Origin of the sequence: Phascolarctobacterium succinatutens CAG:287, from assembly GCF_000434895.1 — a bacterium.
In the GTDB taxonomy this organism is placed as follows: Bacteria; Bacillota; Negativicutes; order Acidaminococcales; family Acidaminococcaceae; genus Phascolarctobacterium_A; species Phascolarctobacterium_A succinatutens_A.
This window is the reverse complement of the sequence record NZ_FR892791.1, coordinates 1-15624: the sequence shown is the minus strand read 5'-3', so window position 1 is coordinate 15624 and position 15624 is coordinate 1. Positions and strand designations below refer to the sequence as shown.

Here is a 15624-nt window from a genome sequence, read left to right as displayed (position 1 = left end):
TACCTTTATCAACCTAAATACATTATATAAGGAAGTCCTATTCTCTTGGATTATCAAACACCCCTAGCCGCCGGAATTTTTATTCTGGCCTACGCCTTCATAATTTCAGAAAAGATTCATCGTACTATCATCGCCCTCTTAGGCGCTGCGCTTATGATCTGGAGCGGTATTCTGACACAGGAAAGTGCTATCAGCCATATCGATTGGAACACGCTGTGGCTTTTAATAGGTATGATGATCATCGTTAACATCACCAGAGAGACAGGTCTGTTCAAATTTCTGGCAATCTGGGCAGCCAAAAAAGTGCGCGCCAATCCTACTGCGTTGCTCTTTGCTCTATCTGGTATTACTATGGTTTGTTCCGGTCTGTTAGACAATGTAACCACAGTTTTACTTACCGTTCCCCTGACTTTCAGCATGGCTTCCCAACTGCAGGTCGATGTCAAGCCTTTCCTGATCAGTCAGATTCTTGCCTCCAATATAGGCGGCACAGCAACGCTTATCGGTGATCCGCCAAATATTATGATAGGCAGTGCTACCGGTCTTTCTTTTGTTGATTTCATTACCAACCTTGCAGGCATCTGTCTTTTCATTTTTATCGTAACTGATTTAATTCTCATTCTACTTTATCACAAAGGTCTCAAAACAACACCAGAAAGGCAACATCATGTGATGTGTATGGAGGAAAAAGACCAGATTCAGGACTGGAACCTGCTTTATAAATGTCTCTTCGTTCTGGCTTTAACTGTTGTTATGTTTGTCCTGCACAGCACCTTAAAAATTGAATCTGCTACTGCCGCCATAACCGGTGCCGGTCTGTTGCTGTTACTTGCCTGCCACAGAAACGAGCCTATGATCAGCCGTATGCTGAGCAGCGTAGAATGGTTGGCGATCTTCTTTTTCGCTGGATTGTTCGTCCTTGTAGGGGCTTTAGTAGATACCGGTATCATCAGCATGTTGGCACAGAAAGCTATGGAAATTACCAGCGGTAATGAAACTGCTACTGCTATGCTTATTCTCTGGATGAGCGCTATCTGCTCCGCTTTTGTGGATAACATTCCTTTTGTAGCTACCTTAATTCCTCTGATCAAAGATATGGGAAATATGGGTATTACTAATCTGAACCCACTTTGGTGGTCTCTCTCATTAGGCGCCTGCCTTGGCGGTAACGGCACTCTCATAGGTGCATCCGCCAATGTGCTGGTAGCCTCGATGGCTACTAAGCGTGGTGTGATTATCACATTCCTGCAATTTATGAAAATTGCTTTTCCGTTAATGTTATTATCCATTCTTATCAGCAGTGGATACATTTACCTACGTTATTTATAAAAAATTTAGAAAGAAGGAGTATATTATGTCTACAGAAAAATGGTTACATGTTCAGGAAAAAGCTCAAAACAACAATGGTATTTCAGTTTTAGAAACGGAACCCTGCTCCAGTTTTGCAAATGCCGAAAAATTACCGCATCACAGCGGTCTCATCGGCAAATGGGTAGATTTAAAAGAAGAAAACGCATTAAATCACACCCCTTCCGGTGAAAGTATTATTGACCAGATGATAGAACTAGAGGGTACCAGCGTCTGCCAAAGTATTGCTGAAGAAGATAAAATGTGTAAGGATATGCGTAAAATTGAAGATCCCTTTGTAACAGACACTAAATTTAAACGTCTAGGCGGCACTTTCAGGAGATTCTGATAAGCTTACTACAAAGGAAAATTTTTCTTCAAAAAACAGGAAACACCCTGTTGCCTTAAAATGAGACAACAGGGTATTTCGCGTTATGCACAGCAATGTTATTATCTTTCTGCTTCTTTAGGAAACAGCTCTTTTCCGATTTTACGACTGGCACTGCTGAAACGCTGCAAAATATATTGTCTGAAAGCATCAGATGCCGGTGGCATTTCCGCCGCACTATTCCACGCCAAACCTATTTCGCGTTTACAGGAAACATCCGTAAACGGAATGAATACCACATCCGGCAGCACAATAGTAGTGATTTTAGGTAAAATGGAAACTCCCATACCCGAAGCGATCAGGCCTGCCAAAGTATGTACATCATCTCCCTCATAAATGATATTAGGAGTTATCCCCGCCTGAGCAAGAAGCTGTTCCGAAAGCAGACGTAAATTATAAGAACGTTTTAAAGACATAAACGGTTCACCTGCCAGATCCCGCATCATGAGAGATTTGCGTCCAGCCAGCCGATGCCCCTGCGGAACCGCAGCAAAAAGTTCTTCAGAATATAAATATACCCAGATAATATTTTCCATGTTCATCAAAGGCGGACAAAGGCACATATCATCCTTTCCTTCCAGCAGATTACTGGTCAGAAAGACTGAATTATTTTGTGTCAGGACAAACCGGGCATGGCGATGCAATTTTCCATAACCTGCCACCAGTGAAGGTATTAAATCTGTCCCTAACGAATGAATAAAAGAAAAATGAATGAGACCTTTTTTAGGGTCATTCATCTCTTTCAGTTCTTTCTGTCCTTTTTTTAATTCGTTGAGGGCTTTTTCAGCATGCGACAAAAAATATTCTCCCGCCGATGTCAAAAACACTCCCTGTTCTGTACGATCAAATAGGGATACGTTCAACTCACGTTCCAGTTTTCCTATCGAATGACTGAGTGCCGATTGCGTAATTGCTACCGAACGTGCTGCCTTGGTAAAATGTTTTATCCGCGCCAGAATTACAAAGTACTCTAACTGACTAATCTCCATTTATTTTAGCTCCTTTCCTATATTACTAAGCGAATTTCATTTCTATACTACACTACTTTAGAGCTAAAAAATAATAGCAAATAATCATTAAAGTGATGAAAAAAGCAGTTACTATGACATAACGTCGCAGTAACTGCTTTTCAGAAACAGCTATTCTGTTATCAATTAAATTACAACGTAGCAATAAAGTAAGCGATACTGCTTACCAGTACCGTCAGGGTAATCATCATTGGGTCGGCGATAGATGTACGGTAGTTTTCCGGGTTATAATGCGTACGTTTACGGAACGGTTTGGCATCGAGGAAATCCATCGGATTGCTCGTAAGGTCCATAAACTTTTCGTACAGTACGCCCCAGGCACTGCCCAGGCCGCCGCTGATTGCACACAGCAGCATGCTGATACGGACGATAACAAAATCAATCGGCTTACGGTAGAACCAGTCTGTATCGAGGCTGAGCGCTGTATGAGGCTCCATGCGCGGCAGGAACATCATAAACGGAACCATGGTTACGACAAGAATTTCTACGTAGCTCAGCATATATGCTGCAGTGAACGGCTGGTAATCTGGATAACCGAACGGCAGATAGCGATACAGCAGATCCGGATATACGCCGTACAGGAAGCAGAGCGCTGCGCCGAAGCCCATGCCGAGATACATATTCTTCGGCAGAGGATTTTTAATTTCTACATTCTTATCGGCATCACGCAGGAAGATGAAATAACCCATCTTCAAGGTAATGGATAAGAAAGTACCTATGCTGGCAAGCTCCAGCAGTGTATATACCCAATCATAACCGGCAGCGGATGCAGCGGCAATCGTAATCGTTTTGCTGATGAAACCGTTGAAGAACGGTACACCGGAAATGGAGAACGCCGCTACAAAGAAGCACACAGCCACAAACGGCATCTTTTTCGCCATACCACTGAGCTGGTTAATCTTGCGGACACCGGTTGCATAGATAATTGCACCGGCACACATGAAGAGCAGTGATTTATACAGGATGTGCGAGAAGGCATGGGCCGCAGCACCATTCAGTGCCATCGCAGTGCCAACGCCTACACCGGCAACCATGAAGCCGACCTGGCTGATAATATGGTAACCGAGCAGCCGACGCATATCGTTTTCCATAATCGCATAGGCAGCACCGTAAAGCGCCATAAAGCAGCCAAAGCCCATCAGGAAATCTGTTCCGGCAAAGATACGGATTAAAGCGTAAACAGCAACCTTCGTAGTAAAGGAGCTTAAGAATACGCTTCCTGTAATCGTGCCTTCGGGATAAGCATCAACCAACCAGGCATTAACCGGCGGAATTGCCGCATTAACAGCTACACCGATTAAAATTGCCCAGAAAGCAAGGTCATGCGGAGCCTTAGACAGATTTGCAATCAGAGAATCACCGCTGCCAACCTTCAGGAAGATACCGAGCAGCAGCAGGTTACCGCCGAGCATGTGCACCAAAAGATAACGCAGGCCTGCGCGACGGGACTGAGGAATATTGCGGCACCAGATCAAGAACAGAGAGGTTACGGCAAGTGCTTCCCAGAAGAAAATCAGCGTCAGCCAATCCTTAGCCAGTGTTACACCAAGAGCACAGCCGGCATAGGACATGGAGCAAAATGCTTCCATGCGGTTCTCGTTATGACAGGAATAAATGCCGCCGATGCAAGCCATCAGCGCAAAAATCATGCAGAACACGTAGCTGAGCTTATCTACAAACATGTAGCCCAAGTGATAGCCTGTACCAAAAAACTCAATGCTCAAATCTGTGCCAACCGGCATAGAAAGTGCAGCAAAGAGGGCAAAGAACGGACCTATAGCCAAAATAAACTTACGCAGCATTTTCGGCACAAGTACCGCAAGCACGCCCACGGCAATGAGGATCAGACCGGGATGAAGCAGATTACTCATCGTCCTCACCTCCCTTAGGATCATCATAGTAGGTTTCATCACGCTGCAGCAGCGGCGTCATGATAATTTTTGCCAGAATAATCAGCAGCCAGCAACCGAAGAAGCCGAAGAAAATATCATAGCCAAACGGCAGCGGCCACCACGCAGGACTGTGCAGATGTACGCCGCAAAGCTCTCCGATTGCGGAAAGCACGAGCACGGCAGCAGCTATCATGTAAACAGTTTTCTTGCTCATTACATCCAACCTCCGTTCCAGCCTGCGCAAATAGCGTTGGAGGCCATTGTTGCCAGCTCATAGAAGTGCGGATAAATATCCGGCACGATACCGAGGACAACAGCGATAATAGTTGTAACGCAGATAGGTATCAGCATCGAGTAGCTGATATCGCCATATTCACGGAACTCCTCCTGCGGATCCTTGCGGAAGTATGCCATCTGTACAACAGGCATCAGATAGCCGGCAGCCAGAAGCGCACTGGCAACCCAGACGAGAATGTACAGAGGCTTGCCTGCCTGCAAAGCGCCAAGTGCCAGATTCCATTTGCTGACAAAGCCAACGAGGAACGGCGTACCGGCGATACCAAGAGAAGCAATCGTGAAGCAGGCCATTGTTACCGGCAGCTTCTTGCCGATGCCATACAGCTCACTGATATTGTTTCTGTGTGTACGCGCGATAATCAGACCGGCGCACATAAAGAGGGTAATTTTCATAACAGCATGAGCTACCAGATGCAGGTAAGCACCCTTGATGCTCAGCGGAGAAATAAGCGCAGCACCTAACACGATGTAGGAAAGCTGGCCGATAGTGGAGAACGCCAGACGACGTTTCAAATGGTCCTGACGCAGAGCTATAAGCGAAGAAATGATAATGCTTGCCGCAGCAGCCCACGCCAATACATCAACGACACCGATTTCCGCCAACAGCTTCGGACCAAAGACGAAGCCGATGATACGCAGTACGGCGAAAACGCCGGTTTTAACAACGGCAACGGCATGCAGCAATGCAGATACCGGAGTCGGCGCAATCATTGCTGCCGGCAGCCAGCCATGCAGCGGCATAACCGCAGCCTTTACGGAGCCTGCCAAAATCATCAGTACGAAGATAGCCTGCAGCACCCATCGCGGAGCCATGTCCGTAGTCAGGAAGCCGCCGGGAGTAAAGTCCATCGTACCGCTGATGCAGTAAACGGCGATAACGCCGGCCAGGAAAAGCTGACCGGAAATCAAGGTATAAATCAAATACTTACGGCTGGCCATCAATGCTTCCTGGTTACGCTTATGCAGTACCAGCGGATAGCTTGCCAAAGTCAGCAGCTCGTAAAAGATGAAGAAGGTCAACAGGTTTTCGGCCATCGCAATGCCCATTACGGCACTCATGCAGATAGCAAAAGCAGCAAAGTAACCGGTCTGCTCGCTTTCGTTATTGCAGCGCATATAGCCGATGGAATAGAAGTTCATCGGTACCCACAGCATCGAAGCGAGCACCGCAAAAATCATGCCGGCCGAATCGGTACGCAGCGTCAGTCCCACGGTATCGGTAATTTGGCACAGCGTCCACTGATACTGGTTGCCGTCGAGAACAGCAGGCAGCATCGACAGAATGATACCGAATTTAAGTACGGAAGCGATAACGCTCCAGGTTTCACGCAGGTTAGGCCAACGTCTGCTGAACGCGATAAGTACAGCAGCTATAAAAGATACACCAACCGCCAGAAATGGTCTGCAATCTAAAATAGTCATCTCAGAAACACCTCCGGCAATCCTAACTTAACAACATCGGTAACGATGTCAACACTGCAGAAGCCAAGTACCAGAATCATGATACCGCCGACGAGAATCGGGATAACCATGGAAAGCGGTAAGCCCAGCTTGCCCTTATGCGGATGTACCTCGGTCAGCGAAGCTTCACGCTGTATAAACATCTGCTCAATAATACGGAAGAAATAAATTGCATTCAGCAGGGAGCTGATAACAAGTACAGCGATGTAGAAGTACTGTGCGCCGGTGTAGGCACCAAGCATAAGATACCATTTACTGAAGAAGCCGCAGGTCGGAGGCAGGCCAATCATAGACAGAGAAGCCAGCAGCACGGTAATCGTACTGATAGTCATCTTTTTGTTCATGCCGCCTAAGCGGTACAGATTGACCTCACCGAAGCGATACTCAATACCGCCGATAACCAGGAAGAGGCTGCTCTTCATAAAAGCATGGTTGATAGCGTGCAGCACGGCGCCGATGAAGCCGTACATATTACCCATTGCCAGACCGATTGCAATGTAACCAATCTGTGCCACAGAGGAATATGCCAGCATACGGCGGAAGTCATACTGAGCCATCGCCATAATAGAACCGATAAGAATACCTGCTACACCGAGAATGCCCAAAACGTTGAGCGCACTCTGAACTACAGGGTTATCAACCTTAAAGATATAATATACAAAACGAATTAAAGCATATGCCGGAGCCTTACTCATGCAGCCTGCAATAAAAGCAGCAGCGCCCGGATGAGCGAAGGTGTAGGCATCAGGCTGCCAGCCATGCAGCGGGAACAGCGCCATCTTGATACCGAAGCCGATGATAAAGCAGGCTACAGCAATCGCAAACAGCGGCGAATTCAGATGCGGAACTACGCGTGCAGCAAGGTCAGCCATGTTCAGAGTACCGGTCATAGCATACAGATAACCGACACCGAGCAGATACAGAGAAGCACCGATGGTACCGATTAACAGGTAACGGAAGGCTGCCAACATTGACTTTCTGCCGCCAAGGGCAATCAGACCATAACCGGAAAGTGACATAATCTCCAGATATACATAGAGGTTAAAAACGTCACCGGTAATAATCATACCGGAAAGACCTACCGTCAGCAAACCAAACAATGTATAATAGCCGCCTACATGCAGCCAATCCTCATCCTTGACGAACGGACGGCTGTAAAGCGAAACCATCAGAGAAATAAATGTTACCACTACTGCCAGAATACTGTTCAGCGGATCAAGAGCAAATTCAATACCGATTGGCGGTTCCCAGCCACCCATCCAGTAATGCCAGGTTTTGCCGCCGGATTCCAACACTCTTTGCAGTACGATGCAGGCATTGGCAAAGGCACCGGCGATAGAAGCCATAACTATCCAGGAGCCTAAATTTTTACTGATACGGGAAAATAACATACACAGCAAGGATGCTGTTAAAGGTAAAAGTACAATCAGGACGGGAGCATGCTGTGTCATTTACTAGCCCTCCTCAATACCTCTATTTCTTCAACAGAACCGTAGATTTCTTTAATACGCATGAGGAGTGCAATTGCTACGCCTGTAGTACCAAGGCTTACAACAATTGCTGTCAGCATCAGGCCATGCGGCAGAGGGTTAATGTAAGCATTAGGATCTGTTGTCAGGCCGTTCTGGATAGGAATCATTGCGCCATCCTTCTGTGCAAAGCACAGATAAAAATAGATTACGGCAACCTGCATAACGTTCATCGCCATCAGCTTCTTCATATAGTTTTTGCTGAGGACCATGCCATACACACCCAGGAAGAAAAGAATCATGACCAGGGAATAAATGCCTTTTGTTTTCAAAAACTCATTGAGCACTTCCATCTTCGTCACCCCTTTTCACGATTGCATCAAGCAGATTAATAATTGTCATCATTACGCAGATGGCAACGCCGATTTCAATAAGGAAAATGCCCATAGCATGCATTTCATGCTGCGGCTCCATATGAATCGGCATATAATTGTAGTTCAGGAAAAAGTCTGCACCGCCGAACAATGTCAGCCAACCGGTAAAAGCATACAGGAAGGTGCCCACGCCAGCAAGAACAACAGAGGTTTTGCCTAAGACATTGAACTTTGTATCAAAGCCCAGGATAAGACGTGCCAGCAGCACGCCTACAGAAAGCAACGCACCTGCCTGGAAGCCGCCGCCCGGAGAAAACTCACCCAGGCAGAGAACGTAAATGCCGTAGGTAATCGTGAACGGCACCAGCATTCTGAAGGCCACATTTAGGATAAGACCGCCAAATGGTTCTTTCATTTGATAATCTCTCCTTCCTCCGGATCCTCCGGCTCTTCCTCAGGTCTGCGTCCTACCGGATTGCTGGTCAGCACCAGCACCGTTGTCAGACCGGCGAGGAACATTACCGAGGTTTCCCACATAGTATCGAAGCCACGATAGTCGATGATGACGCCCGTTACGATATTGGGCGAGCCTGTATCCTCCGCACTACGGGAGATATAGGTCGGAGTAACATGCTGGTTAGGCGCAGTGTTCGCGTCACCAATTTCGGGCAGGTAGGTTACGACAGAGCAAAACATGCCTGTCATAATCGCCAGGATAACAGCAACTAATCCACGCATTATTTACACCACCTATCAATTTTTTTCAACGAAGCTACGAAGAAGATGGTAGAAATCGTACCGATAACAGCCTCCGTAAAGGCTACGTCGGGGGAACCCATCATCAGATACAGCAGCACAGCACAGAAGCTGAACGCACTGTAGATAATCGCAGCACTAAGAATATCCTTGCAGAAAATAACTGCACAGGTAATGAGAATCAGGAAGACAAGTAAAAGAGCTTCAATAGTATAAATCTCCATTTTATTTATCTCCTTTCTTCTTATGATATCTATGTACCTGATTACGATTTGTTTTTACAGTCTTCTTACGGATATGACCAACAGGCTCGTCAGCGCTGTGGTCAGCCTTTTCCAGACCGACAAGCTTTTTGGCGCCCTTGCTTTGCAGTGTCCAGACAGGATGTCCGGATTTATAGGCTGCCTTGCTCAGAATATGCGAGCCGATCGGATTCGCCATAAAAACAAGTAAAAATACAAAAGCCATCTTTGCCGCTGTCAGTGTAGGTCCTTCATAAATCATCAGACCGATAAAGGAAAGCGTACAGCCAAGAGTTTCACTGTTACCGGAGGCATGGATTCTGGAATAGAAGTCCGGCAGACGCAGCATACCGATAGCTGAGCCGACGAAGAATACCAGACCGCTTAACAGAAACAGTGCAGCGATAACTTCGCGCAGGGAGGTAAAACCGAATTGTTCAATCATATCCTTTTACCTCCTATAAATTTAGCTACAATCAGCGAGCCGATAAAGCCTAAAATTGCATAAGAAATCGCTATATCAACATACATATCCGGACGTTTGTCAATATAGCCGAAAAGTACCAATAATAAAATTGTATCGGCACCGATAACGCCCAAGGCGTTCATTCTGTCAAAAATTGTCGGTCCGTTAAACAAGCGCTGCAGCATCGTACCGATGATCAGAAGAATGGCTACCATCATAATATAAAATATAATCTGCATAATCATTCCTCACTCTCTACTACTGCAAAATCAAATTTTTCGCCATATAAATCGGCAACCTTTTTCTGCATGCCGCCATCAAGCACGCCTGCGGCCGCACCAACGGTCAGTGCATGAATCTCATACACACCGTCGTCGGTAACATTCATTGTTACTGTACCCGGTGTCAGCGTAATTGAGTTCGCCAAAATAACAGATGCCATAGGATTATCGGCCCTAAAGCGGAAGCGGACAACCTTAGGATCAATGTTCAGCTCCTGACCTGTAGTTGCCAGCAGCACGTCAATATTGGCGAGCACCAGCTGCCACATCAGCCAGAAAAAGTACATAATCATTTTCGGAATCGAAAACCCGAAAACATAATACTTTTTACTGCCATCCTTATTCGGTACCAGCAGAAGCGGGTATGTAACCCAAGTTGTCACCACAGCTGTAAGGATACCGTATACGACAAATTTTGTTTCCGTTCTGCCTGACAAAATCATCCAGAATGCAAACAGCACCAGAGCAAGACATGTCATATGCACCATAGGCGAGCCTACAATTTTTTTATCGTTCAATACTCCCTGCTTTTCCACAGCTACCACCTTTCTTTATATTATTTTTGAATATAATAGCATTTGCGTAACCAGTCATCCGTCAATACAGATGACATAGCTGCGAAAATATAAATACCGCTTTCACAGTTTCATAAAATCGGCATTCAGTAACATAAATACCTATTAGGCAGCTCGCATAGCAAGCCACCAAAAAAGCAAGCCTTTTCTCGCTCTTAATTATTATAAATTAGACATTAAAAAGAAAATTCCTGCTTCTTTTTTGAAAGGAATAAAAGTTATGCAATCAATTTTTCTTTAAATCGATTAAAGAAAAATCGCAATCGTCTACAGGCAACATTCTGCCTGCCAAGCGCTCAACTCTTGCCAAATCAGCTGTGCAGCAAACCTGCAGATGTCCCTTGCCTTCTGTACGCAGCAAACCTTCCTCCTTAAGTGCTACAATAGCGTCGGCACTGGTGGCAGCCGCCGGGTCAAGCACTTTTACCTTCGGCCCTAAATCGGCTTCGATTGGTTCTTTGATAAAAGGATAATGCGTGCAGGATAAAATCACTGCCTCAACGCCCGCTTTTTTAAAAGGCTCGGTATACTCGGCGATAGCCTGCTGCAGTTCTGGGCTGTCAAACTGTTCGCCCTCAATCAGCGGCACAAACTTGGGGCAAGCCACCGGATAAACCTGCGCTTGCGGGTCTGCAGCAAGAAGAGCTTTTTTATGCAAACCGCTGGCAATAGTAAACTGCGTTGCCAACACGCCGATTTTCTTATGAGGACTGGCCGCAAGCAGCTGCTGCGCACCCTTGGACATCCCGACAACCCTGAACGGATGCGACCCCCGCAGACTGTCTACACCAAGCATCGTCAGCGTATTGCAGGCTATAACTACCTGCTTAACGTTTTTGGCTGTCAGCCAATCGATTATTTCTCCCACAAAACTGCGGATTTCTTTTTCAGTACGGGTGCCGTAAGGCGTACGCGCAGTATCACCCACATAAATAAAATCCTCGTGCGGCAGCATCTGATGCAGGCATTTCAAAACCGACAGACCGCCGACTCCCGAATCAAGTACGCCGATTGGCTGCATTTTATCCATAAAAATACCCTCCCGTATTTTTTATACTTTAATACATTAATTATATCACTTATATACGTTTGCGTATATAAAAAACAGGCAAAGAAAATTTCTTTACCTGCTCTTTACCTGTTTTACATAAAAACAATATTTCCAATATTCATCCGGCCGTCAGGCCGCCGTCGACAGTTACAATACTGCCGGTCATAAAGCTGTTGGCAGGGGACGCCAGACTGCAGATTACGTGAGCAATCTCACCCGCTGCGGCAATCCGCTGCAACGGATAGGCTGCAGCCACATCCGCCAATGTATAGCCGCCGTTCGCGTCAGCAAGCTGCTGCGCCAGAAGCGGCGTATCCACATCTGCCGGGCAAACGCAGTTTACGCGCACCGACGGTGCCAAATCCAGCGCCAGCGCTCTCGTAAGCGCCACCACCGCACCTTTAGTCGCACAATAAAGCGCACAGCCGTAATTGCCACTGACAGCAGCATCAGACGCAATATTTACCACGCTGCTTTTACTGCGCAGATAAGGCAGCGCTGCCTGCGTCAAGAACATCATGCCTTTAACGTTGACTTTCATCATCGCATCAAAATCTGCTTCCGTCATCTGCTCCAAGCGCTGCTCGCGGTAAAAGCCGGCGCTGTTGACCAAAATATCCAGTTGCCAGTCAAGCCTGCCTTCCTGCTCGGCAATTTTTGCCACAGCAGCCTTGCATTCAGCCTGCTTCGTCACGTCACAGAAAATATACACTGCCTGCTTTCCCGTCTGTTCATCCAGATAACGCAATGCCTGCGCGCCGCGCTCTGCTGAGCGCCCCAAAATATATACACGCGCACCGTCTGCTAAAAAACGCTGTGCCGCCGCCAGGCCGATACCTGACGTGCCACCGCTGATAACAACGCATAATCCCTCACAGCCGTAATTCATCTTATTCATCTGCATACTCCTTTTCCTTCAGCTCAGGCGGCAAAGTAATAATAATTGTCGTACCCTCGCCCAGCTTGCTCTGCAGCTGAAGCTGCATATCATGACGCTGCGCAATCTGCTTAGCAATTGCCAGTCCCAACCCGCTGCCGCTCTTATTATGCTCATTGCGCGCTTTATAAAAACGGTCGAAGGCATGCGGAATATCCTCTTCCTTAATACCGCAGCCATGATCTGTTAGCTTAAGCCTGTTGTCTGCCAGCTCCAGCTTGATTTCGCTGCCCTCAGGAGAAAACTTGATGCTGTTATGCAAAAAGATCATCAGCATCTGACGCAAGCGTCCGTAATCACCGTTCAGCATGTAAATATCCTTATCCGCGCTGCCTGTAATCTGCAGCTTTTTATCAGCACCGAGCTGCCTGCCGCTGCGCACTGCGTCATGCATAACATCGACAAAGTTCAATGGAGCCTTTTCAATCGGAAAATCTGTATTCTGCAAACGTGACAAATCCAGCAGGTCATTTATCAGACGTTGCAAAAACAGGCTTTCCTTATACATCTGCTCATGAAATTCCTCAACATCGGCCTTTTCCGTAACCACACCGTCACGCAAGGCCTCCAAGCTGCCGCGGATAACCGTCACAGGCGTACGCAGCTCGTGCGAAATGTTGGCAATAAACTCGCGGCGCAGCTTTTCCAGCTTTTGGCTTTCGGCATCTGCCAGCTCCAGACGTTCCGCCAAAATATCCAGCGTACGCGCCAGCTCGCCGATTTCGTCATTCTGCTTAATATCGGTGCGGGCCGTGTAATCACGTTCCGCCAAGCGCTCGGCAATATTTTTCATCTTCTCAATCGTTCCGGTAAAACGCCAGCTGAGCACTACCGAAAGCAGCATACCCAAAACCATCGCCACCAGCAGACTGATAAGCAGAATACGCAGACCGGACCAGATAGCGTCACGCAGGCCTGCTACCGGAGAATGCAGCAAAAGCACAGCCTTTACCTGCCCCCGATCGTCATAAATCGGTCTGCCTACTGTCAGCATAATGCCGTCAAGCATAGGATTATATTCCTCGATAATAAACTCTTTGCCGTTAAAACCATCCTCAACCTTTTCCTTGACCTGAACCGGCAATCTTTCGTAGGCCTCCTTAGGAGTCTTAGGCGGCTCCTTCCAGGCAATCGGCGGCATCTGACGTTTAAAAAGAGTGAAACCGCTATGCTCATGATGCTTCTGCACCTCTCTGCGCTGACGCTGCACCCTGTCCTTATTGATGCTCAGCTGACGGTTGCTGTCCACCACCCAGACGATTTCCTGCGTCACATTATCCAGATAGCTGATAAATTTGCTGTTGGCAATACCGTCACCGTGACGGCTTTCCATACGCTCCATATTATCACTCAATACTTCGGCAATCTTTTCCGCCCGCAGACGCATTTCCTTTTCCTTGATTTCAACCGTCTGCTGCTTGAAGAACTGGTAAAATACACCGCCGATAATCAACGCAAAAACAAGCAGTACCGCAGAAAAATACAGTGTCAGCTTTAAAGCAATCTTATTATTCATCCTTGTGTCCCTCAAAGCGGTAGCCTACGCCCCAAATAGTTTTGATTTCCCACAAAGGATGCTCATACTTATCCAGCTTGGCGCGCAGGCGCTTGATATGCGAATCAACAGTACGGCTGTCACCGAAATAATCATAGCCCCAGATACTGTCCAGCAGATTATCACGGCTGAAAACCTTCGTAGAATTTTTCGCCAGCGTCCACAAAAGCTCGATTTCCTTTTTTGTCAACGGTACCTCTTCGCCGTTAATCTGCACTGCATACTTTTCCAGATTAATGTACAGATTTGCGTAAGAAAGAGTCTGAGCGTTCGCCGGCTCCTGAGCTCCCAGGCGACGCAGTACCGCACGCACGCGAGCCATCACCTCCGGTGCGCTGAACGGCTTAATCACATAATCATCCGCACCGATATCCAAACCCATAATCTTGTCGTAATCCTCACCACGCGCCGTTATCATAATAATCGGCACCATGGATTCCTTGCGCAGACGACGGCAAACCTCAAAGCCGTCTATTTCCGGCATCATCACGTCCAGCAGTACGACAGCAATTTCATGCTCATACTGCAGATATTTATCCAGCGCCTCTGCTCCGTCCAGAGCAACAACCGGCTCAAAGCCTTCCTTTTTGGCATAGCCGGATAAAATTGTCGTAATCTGTTTATTATCATCAGCGATAAGTATCTTTTTCATCGTAAAGCCTCCTTATATCACCTTTCTTCCATTATATTACATTTTAACGTCTATGTGTGTTAAAAGTATGACGCAAAAAAAGATATTTTTCAGCTTAAATTAAGTCAAAAAACATAAAAAAGTCATAATATGCCTGTACAATATAAGCAATGTTAAGGAACAACCAAAAGCAATACCTTAACTGCTGTATAAGATTACTAAGCAATAAAAATATAAGGAGTGATTCTAATGTTGAATATGAAAAAAATTCTCGTTACCGGTACAGTTTTGACGGCTTTCTGCACCAGCGCTTTTGCTGCCTCTGCAGATTCCCAGCCGCAGCCTTCTATGAGCGAGCGCGTAAACGCTATTCTGCATGAAAACGACGCAGACCGTCCCTGCCCGCCGCCGGTTCACAGAATGCATCGCCAAGGCCACAAGCTCACACCGGAGCAGCGTGCCAAATTCCAAAAAATGCGCGAGGAATGGAAAAGCATGACACCCGAGCAGCGTGAAAAAGCTGTAGAAAAAATGCGCAAAGAGCGCAAAGAAGCTCACGAAAAATACGCCAAGGAAACTATGGCTAAGCTCATTCCCGCCCAAAAGGCAGAAGTACAGCAGTTCATCAAGGACGATATGGCGCAGCGCCAGGCACGCCACGAGCGCCTGCAGAACATGACTCCCGAGCAACGCGAGGCTATAAGAGCCAACAGACCGCTGCCGCCGAAGCCGCCCAAACATCATAAAGGTGAATACCGTGGCTACAAGCACCATAAGGAAGAATTCCATGGCTACAGACATCACAACGGCGAATTCCCCCAACCGCCTCAGGATTAAGGCAAGGCAAAAATAGTAAAAATTAATTAATCCTCTT

19 protein-coding genes are annotated in these 15624 nt (G+C 46.9%); 3 read left to right on the top strand and 16 right to left on the bottom strand.

Annotated features, from left to right (window positions below):
- The first annotated feature begins 45 nt into the window (after positions 1 to 45).
- Complete coding sequence (locus BN587_RS05440; protein ID WP_021720132.1) at positions 46 to 1329, top strand: SLC13 family permease; 1284 nt, start codon at positions 46 to 48, stop codon at positions 1327 to 1329.
- Positions 1330 to 1354: 25 nt separating this feature from the next.
- Positions 1355 to 1696, top strand: coding sequence for a hypothetical protein (locus BN587_RS05435; protein WP_021720131.1), 342 nt, complete (start codon positions 1355 to 1357; stop codon positions 1694 to 1696).
- 101 nt (positions 1697 to 1797) lie between these two features.
- Here the strand turns inward: BN587_RS05435 and BN587_RS05430 are convergent, their stop codons facing one another.
- The 16 genes from BN587_RS05430 to BN587_RS05355 form a co-directional block, all read right to left on the bottom strand.
- Entirely contained in the window at positions 1798 to 2724 is a 927-nt protein-coding gene (locus BN587_RS05430; protein ID WP_021720130.1) for a LysR family transcriptional regulator, read from the bottom strand.
- Between the two features lie 170 nt (positions 2725 to 2894).
- Positions 2895 to 4634, bottom strand: coding sequence for a Na(+)/H(+) antiporter subunit D (locus BN587_RS05425; RefSeq protein ID WP_021720129.1), 1740 nt, complete (start codon positions 4632 to 4634; stop codon positions 2895 to 2897).
- Entirely contained in the window at positions 4627 to 4869 is a 243-nt protein-coding gene (locus tag BN587_RS05420; RefSeq protein WP_021720128.1) for a hypothetical protein, read from the bottom strand. Before BN587_RS05420 ends, BN587_RS05425 begins: the two co-directional genes overlap by 8 nt.
- Positions 4869 to 6374 (bottom strand): monovalent cation/H+ antiporter subunit D family protein, encoded by a 1506-nt coding sequence (locus tag BN587_RS05415; RefSeq protein ID WP_021720127.1) that lies wholly within the window; start codon positions 6372 to 6374, stop codon positions 4869 to 4871. Before BN587_RS05415 ends, BN587_RS05420 begins: the two co-directional genes overlap by 1 nt.
- On the bottom strand, positions 6371 to 7864 hold the full coding sequence (locus BN587_RS05410) for a monovalent cation/H+ antiporter subunit D family protein (RefSeq protein WP_021720126.1): 1494 nt from the start codon (positions 7862 to 7864) through the stop codon (positions 6371 to 6373). Before BN587_RS05410 ends, BN587_RS05415 begins: the two co-directional genes overlap by 4 nt.
- Positions 7861 to 8235 (bottom strand): sodium:proton antiporter, encoded by a 375-nt coding sequence (locus BN587_RS05405; RefSeq protein ID WP_021720125.1) that lies wholly within the window; start codon positions 8233 to 8235, stop codon positions 7861 to 7863. The genes BN587_RS05410 and BN587_RS05405 overlap by 4 nt, the downstream gene beginning before the upstream one ends.
- A complete protein-coding gene (locus BN587_RS05400) occupies positions 8219 to 8671 on the bottom strand; it encodes an MnhB domain-containing protein (protein WP_021720124.1) in 453 nt (150 codons plus the stop codon). Before BN587_RS05400 ends, BN587_RS05405 begins: the two co-directional genes overlap by 17 nt.
- The gene (gene mbhE / locus BN587_RS05395; protein ID WP_009146419.1) at positions 8668 to 8994 is read right to left on the bottom strand and encodes a hydrogen gas-evolving membrane-bound hydrogenase subunit E; all 327 of its coding nucleotides are present in this window, start codon (positions 8992 to 8994) and stop codon (positions 8668 to 8670) included. The genes BN587_RS05400 and mbhE overlap by 4 nt, the downstream gene beginning before the upstream one ends.
- Complete coding sequence (locus tag BN587_RS05390) at positions 8994 to 9236, bottom strand: Na(+)/H(+) antiporter subunit B (RefSeq protein WP_009146418.1); 243 nt, start codon at positions 9234 to 9236, stop codon at positions 8994 to 8996. Before BN587_RS05390 ends, mbhE begins: the two co-directional genes overlap by 1 nt.
- A 1-nt stretch (position 9237) precedes the next feature.
- The gene (gene mnhG, locus BN587_RS05385) at positions 9238 to 9699 is read right to left on the bottom strand and encodes a monovalent cation/H(+) antiporter subunit G (RefSeq protein ID WP_021720123.1); all 462 of its coding nucleotides are present in this window, start codon (positions 9697 to 9699) and stop codon (positions 9238 to 9240) included.
- Positions 9696 to 9959: a monovalent cation/H+ antiporter complex subunit F gene (locus tag BN587_RS05380; protein ID WP_021720122.1), complete on the bottom strand. Its 264-nt coding sequence runs from the start codon at positions 9957 to 9959 to the stop codon at positions 9696 to 9698. The genes mnhG and BN587_RS05380 overlap by 4 nt, the downstream gene beginning before the upstream one ends.
- 2 nt (positions 9960 to 9961) lie before the next feature.
- Positions 9962 to 10537 carry a Na+/H+ antiporter subunit E gene (locus BN587_RS05375; RefSeq protein WP_021720121.1) on the bottom strand — a complete coding sequence of 192 codons (576 nt, stop codon included), beginning with the start codon at positions 10535 to 10537 and terminating at the stop codon, positions 9962 to 9964.
- 265 nt (positions 10538 to 10802) lie between these two features.
- Positions 10803 to 11606, bottom strand: coding sequence for a glutamate racemase (murI, locus tag BN587_RS05370; RefSeq protein ID WP_021720120.1), 804 nt, complete (start codon positions 11604 to 11606; stop codon positions 10803 to 10805).
- Positions 11607 to 11745: 139 nt separating this feature from the next.
- A complete protein-coding gene (locus BN587_RS05365; RefSeq protein WP_021720119.1) occupies positions 11746 to 12525 on the bottom strand; it encodes an SDR family NAD(P)-dependent oxidoreductase in 780 nt (259 codons plus the stop codon).
- Positions 12518 to 14080 carry a sensor histidine kinase gene (locus tag BN587_RS05360; protein WP_021720118.1) on the bottom strand — a complete coding sequence of 521 codons (1563 nt, stop codon included), beginning with the start codon at positions 14078 to 14080 and terminating at the stop codon, positions 12518 to 12520. Before BN587_RS05360 ends, BN587_RS05365 begins: the two co-directional genes overlap by 8 nt.
- A complete protein-coding gene (locus tag BN587_RS05355; protein ID WP_021720117.1) occupies positions 14073 to 14771 on the bottom strand; it encodes a response regulator transcription factor in 699 nt (232 codons plus the stop codon). The genes BN587_RS05360 and BN587_RS05355 overlap by 8 nt, the downstream gene beginning before the upstream one ends.
- A 228-nt stretch (positions 14772 to 14999) precedes the next feature.
- Here BN587_RS05355 and BN587_RS05350 point away from each other — a divergent pair, with 228 nt between their 5' ends.
- Positions 15000 to 15587: a hypothetical protein gene (locus BN587_RS05350; protein ID WP_021720116.1), complete on the top strand. Its 588-nt coding sequence runs from the start codon at positions 15000 to 15002 to the stop codon at positions 15585 to 15587.
- Positions 15588 to 15624 lie beyond the last annotated feature (37 nt).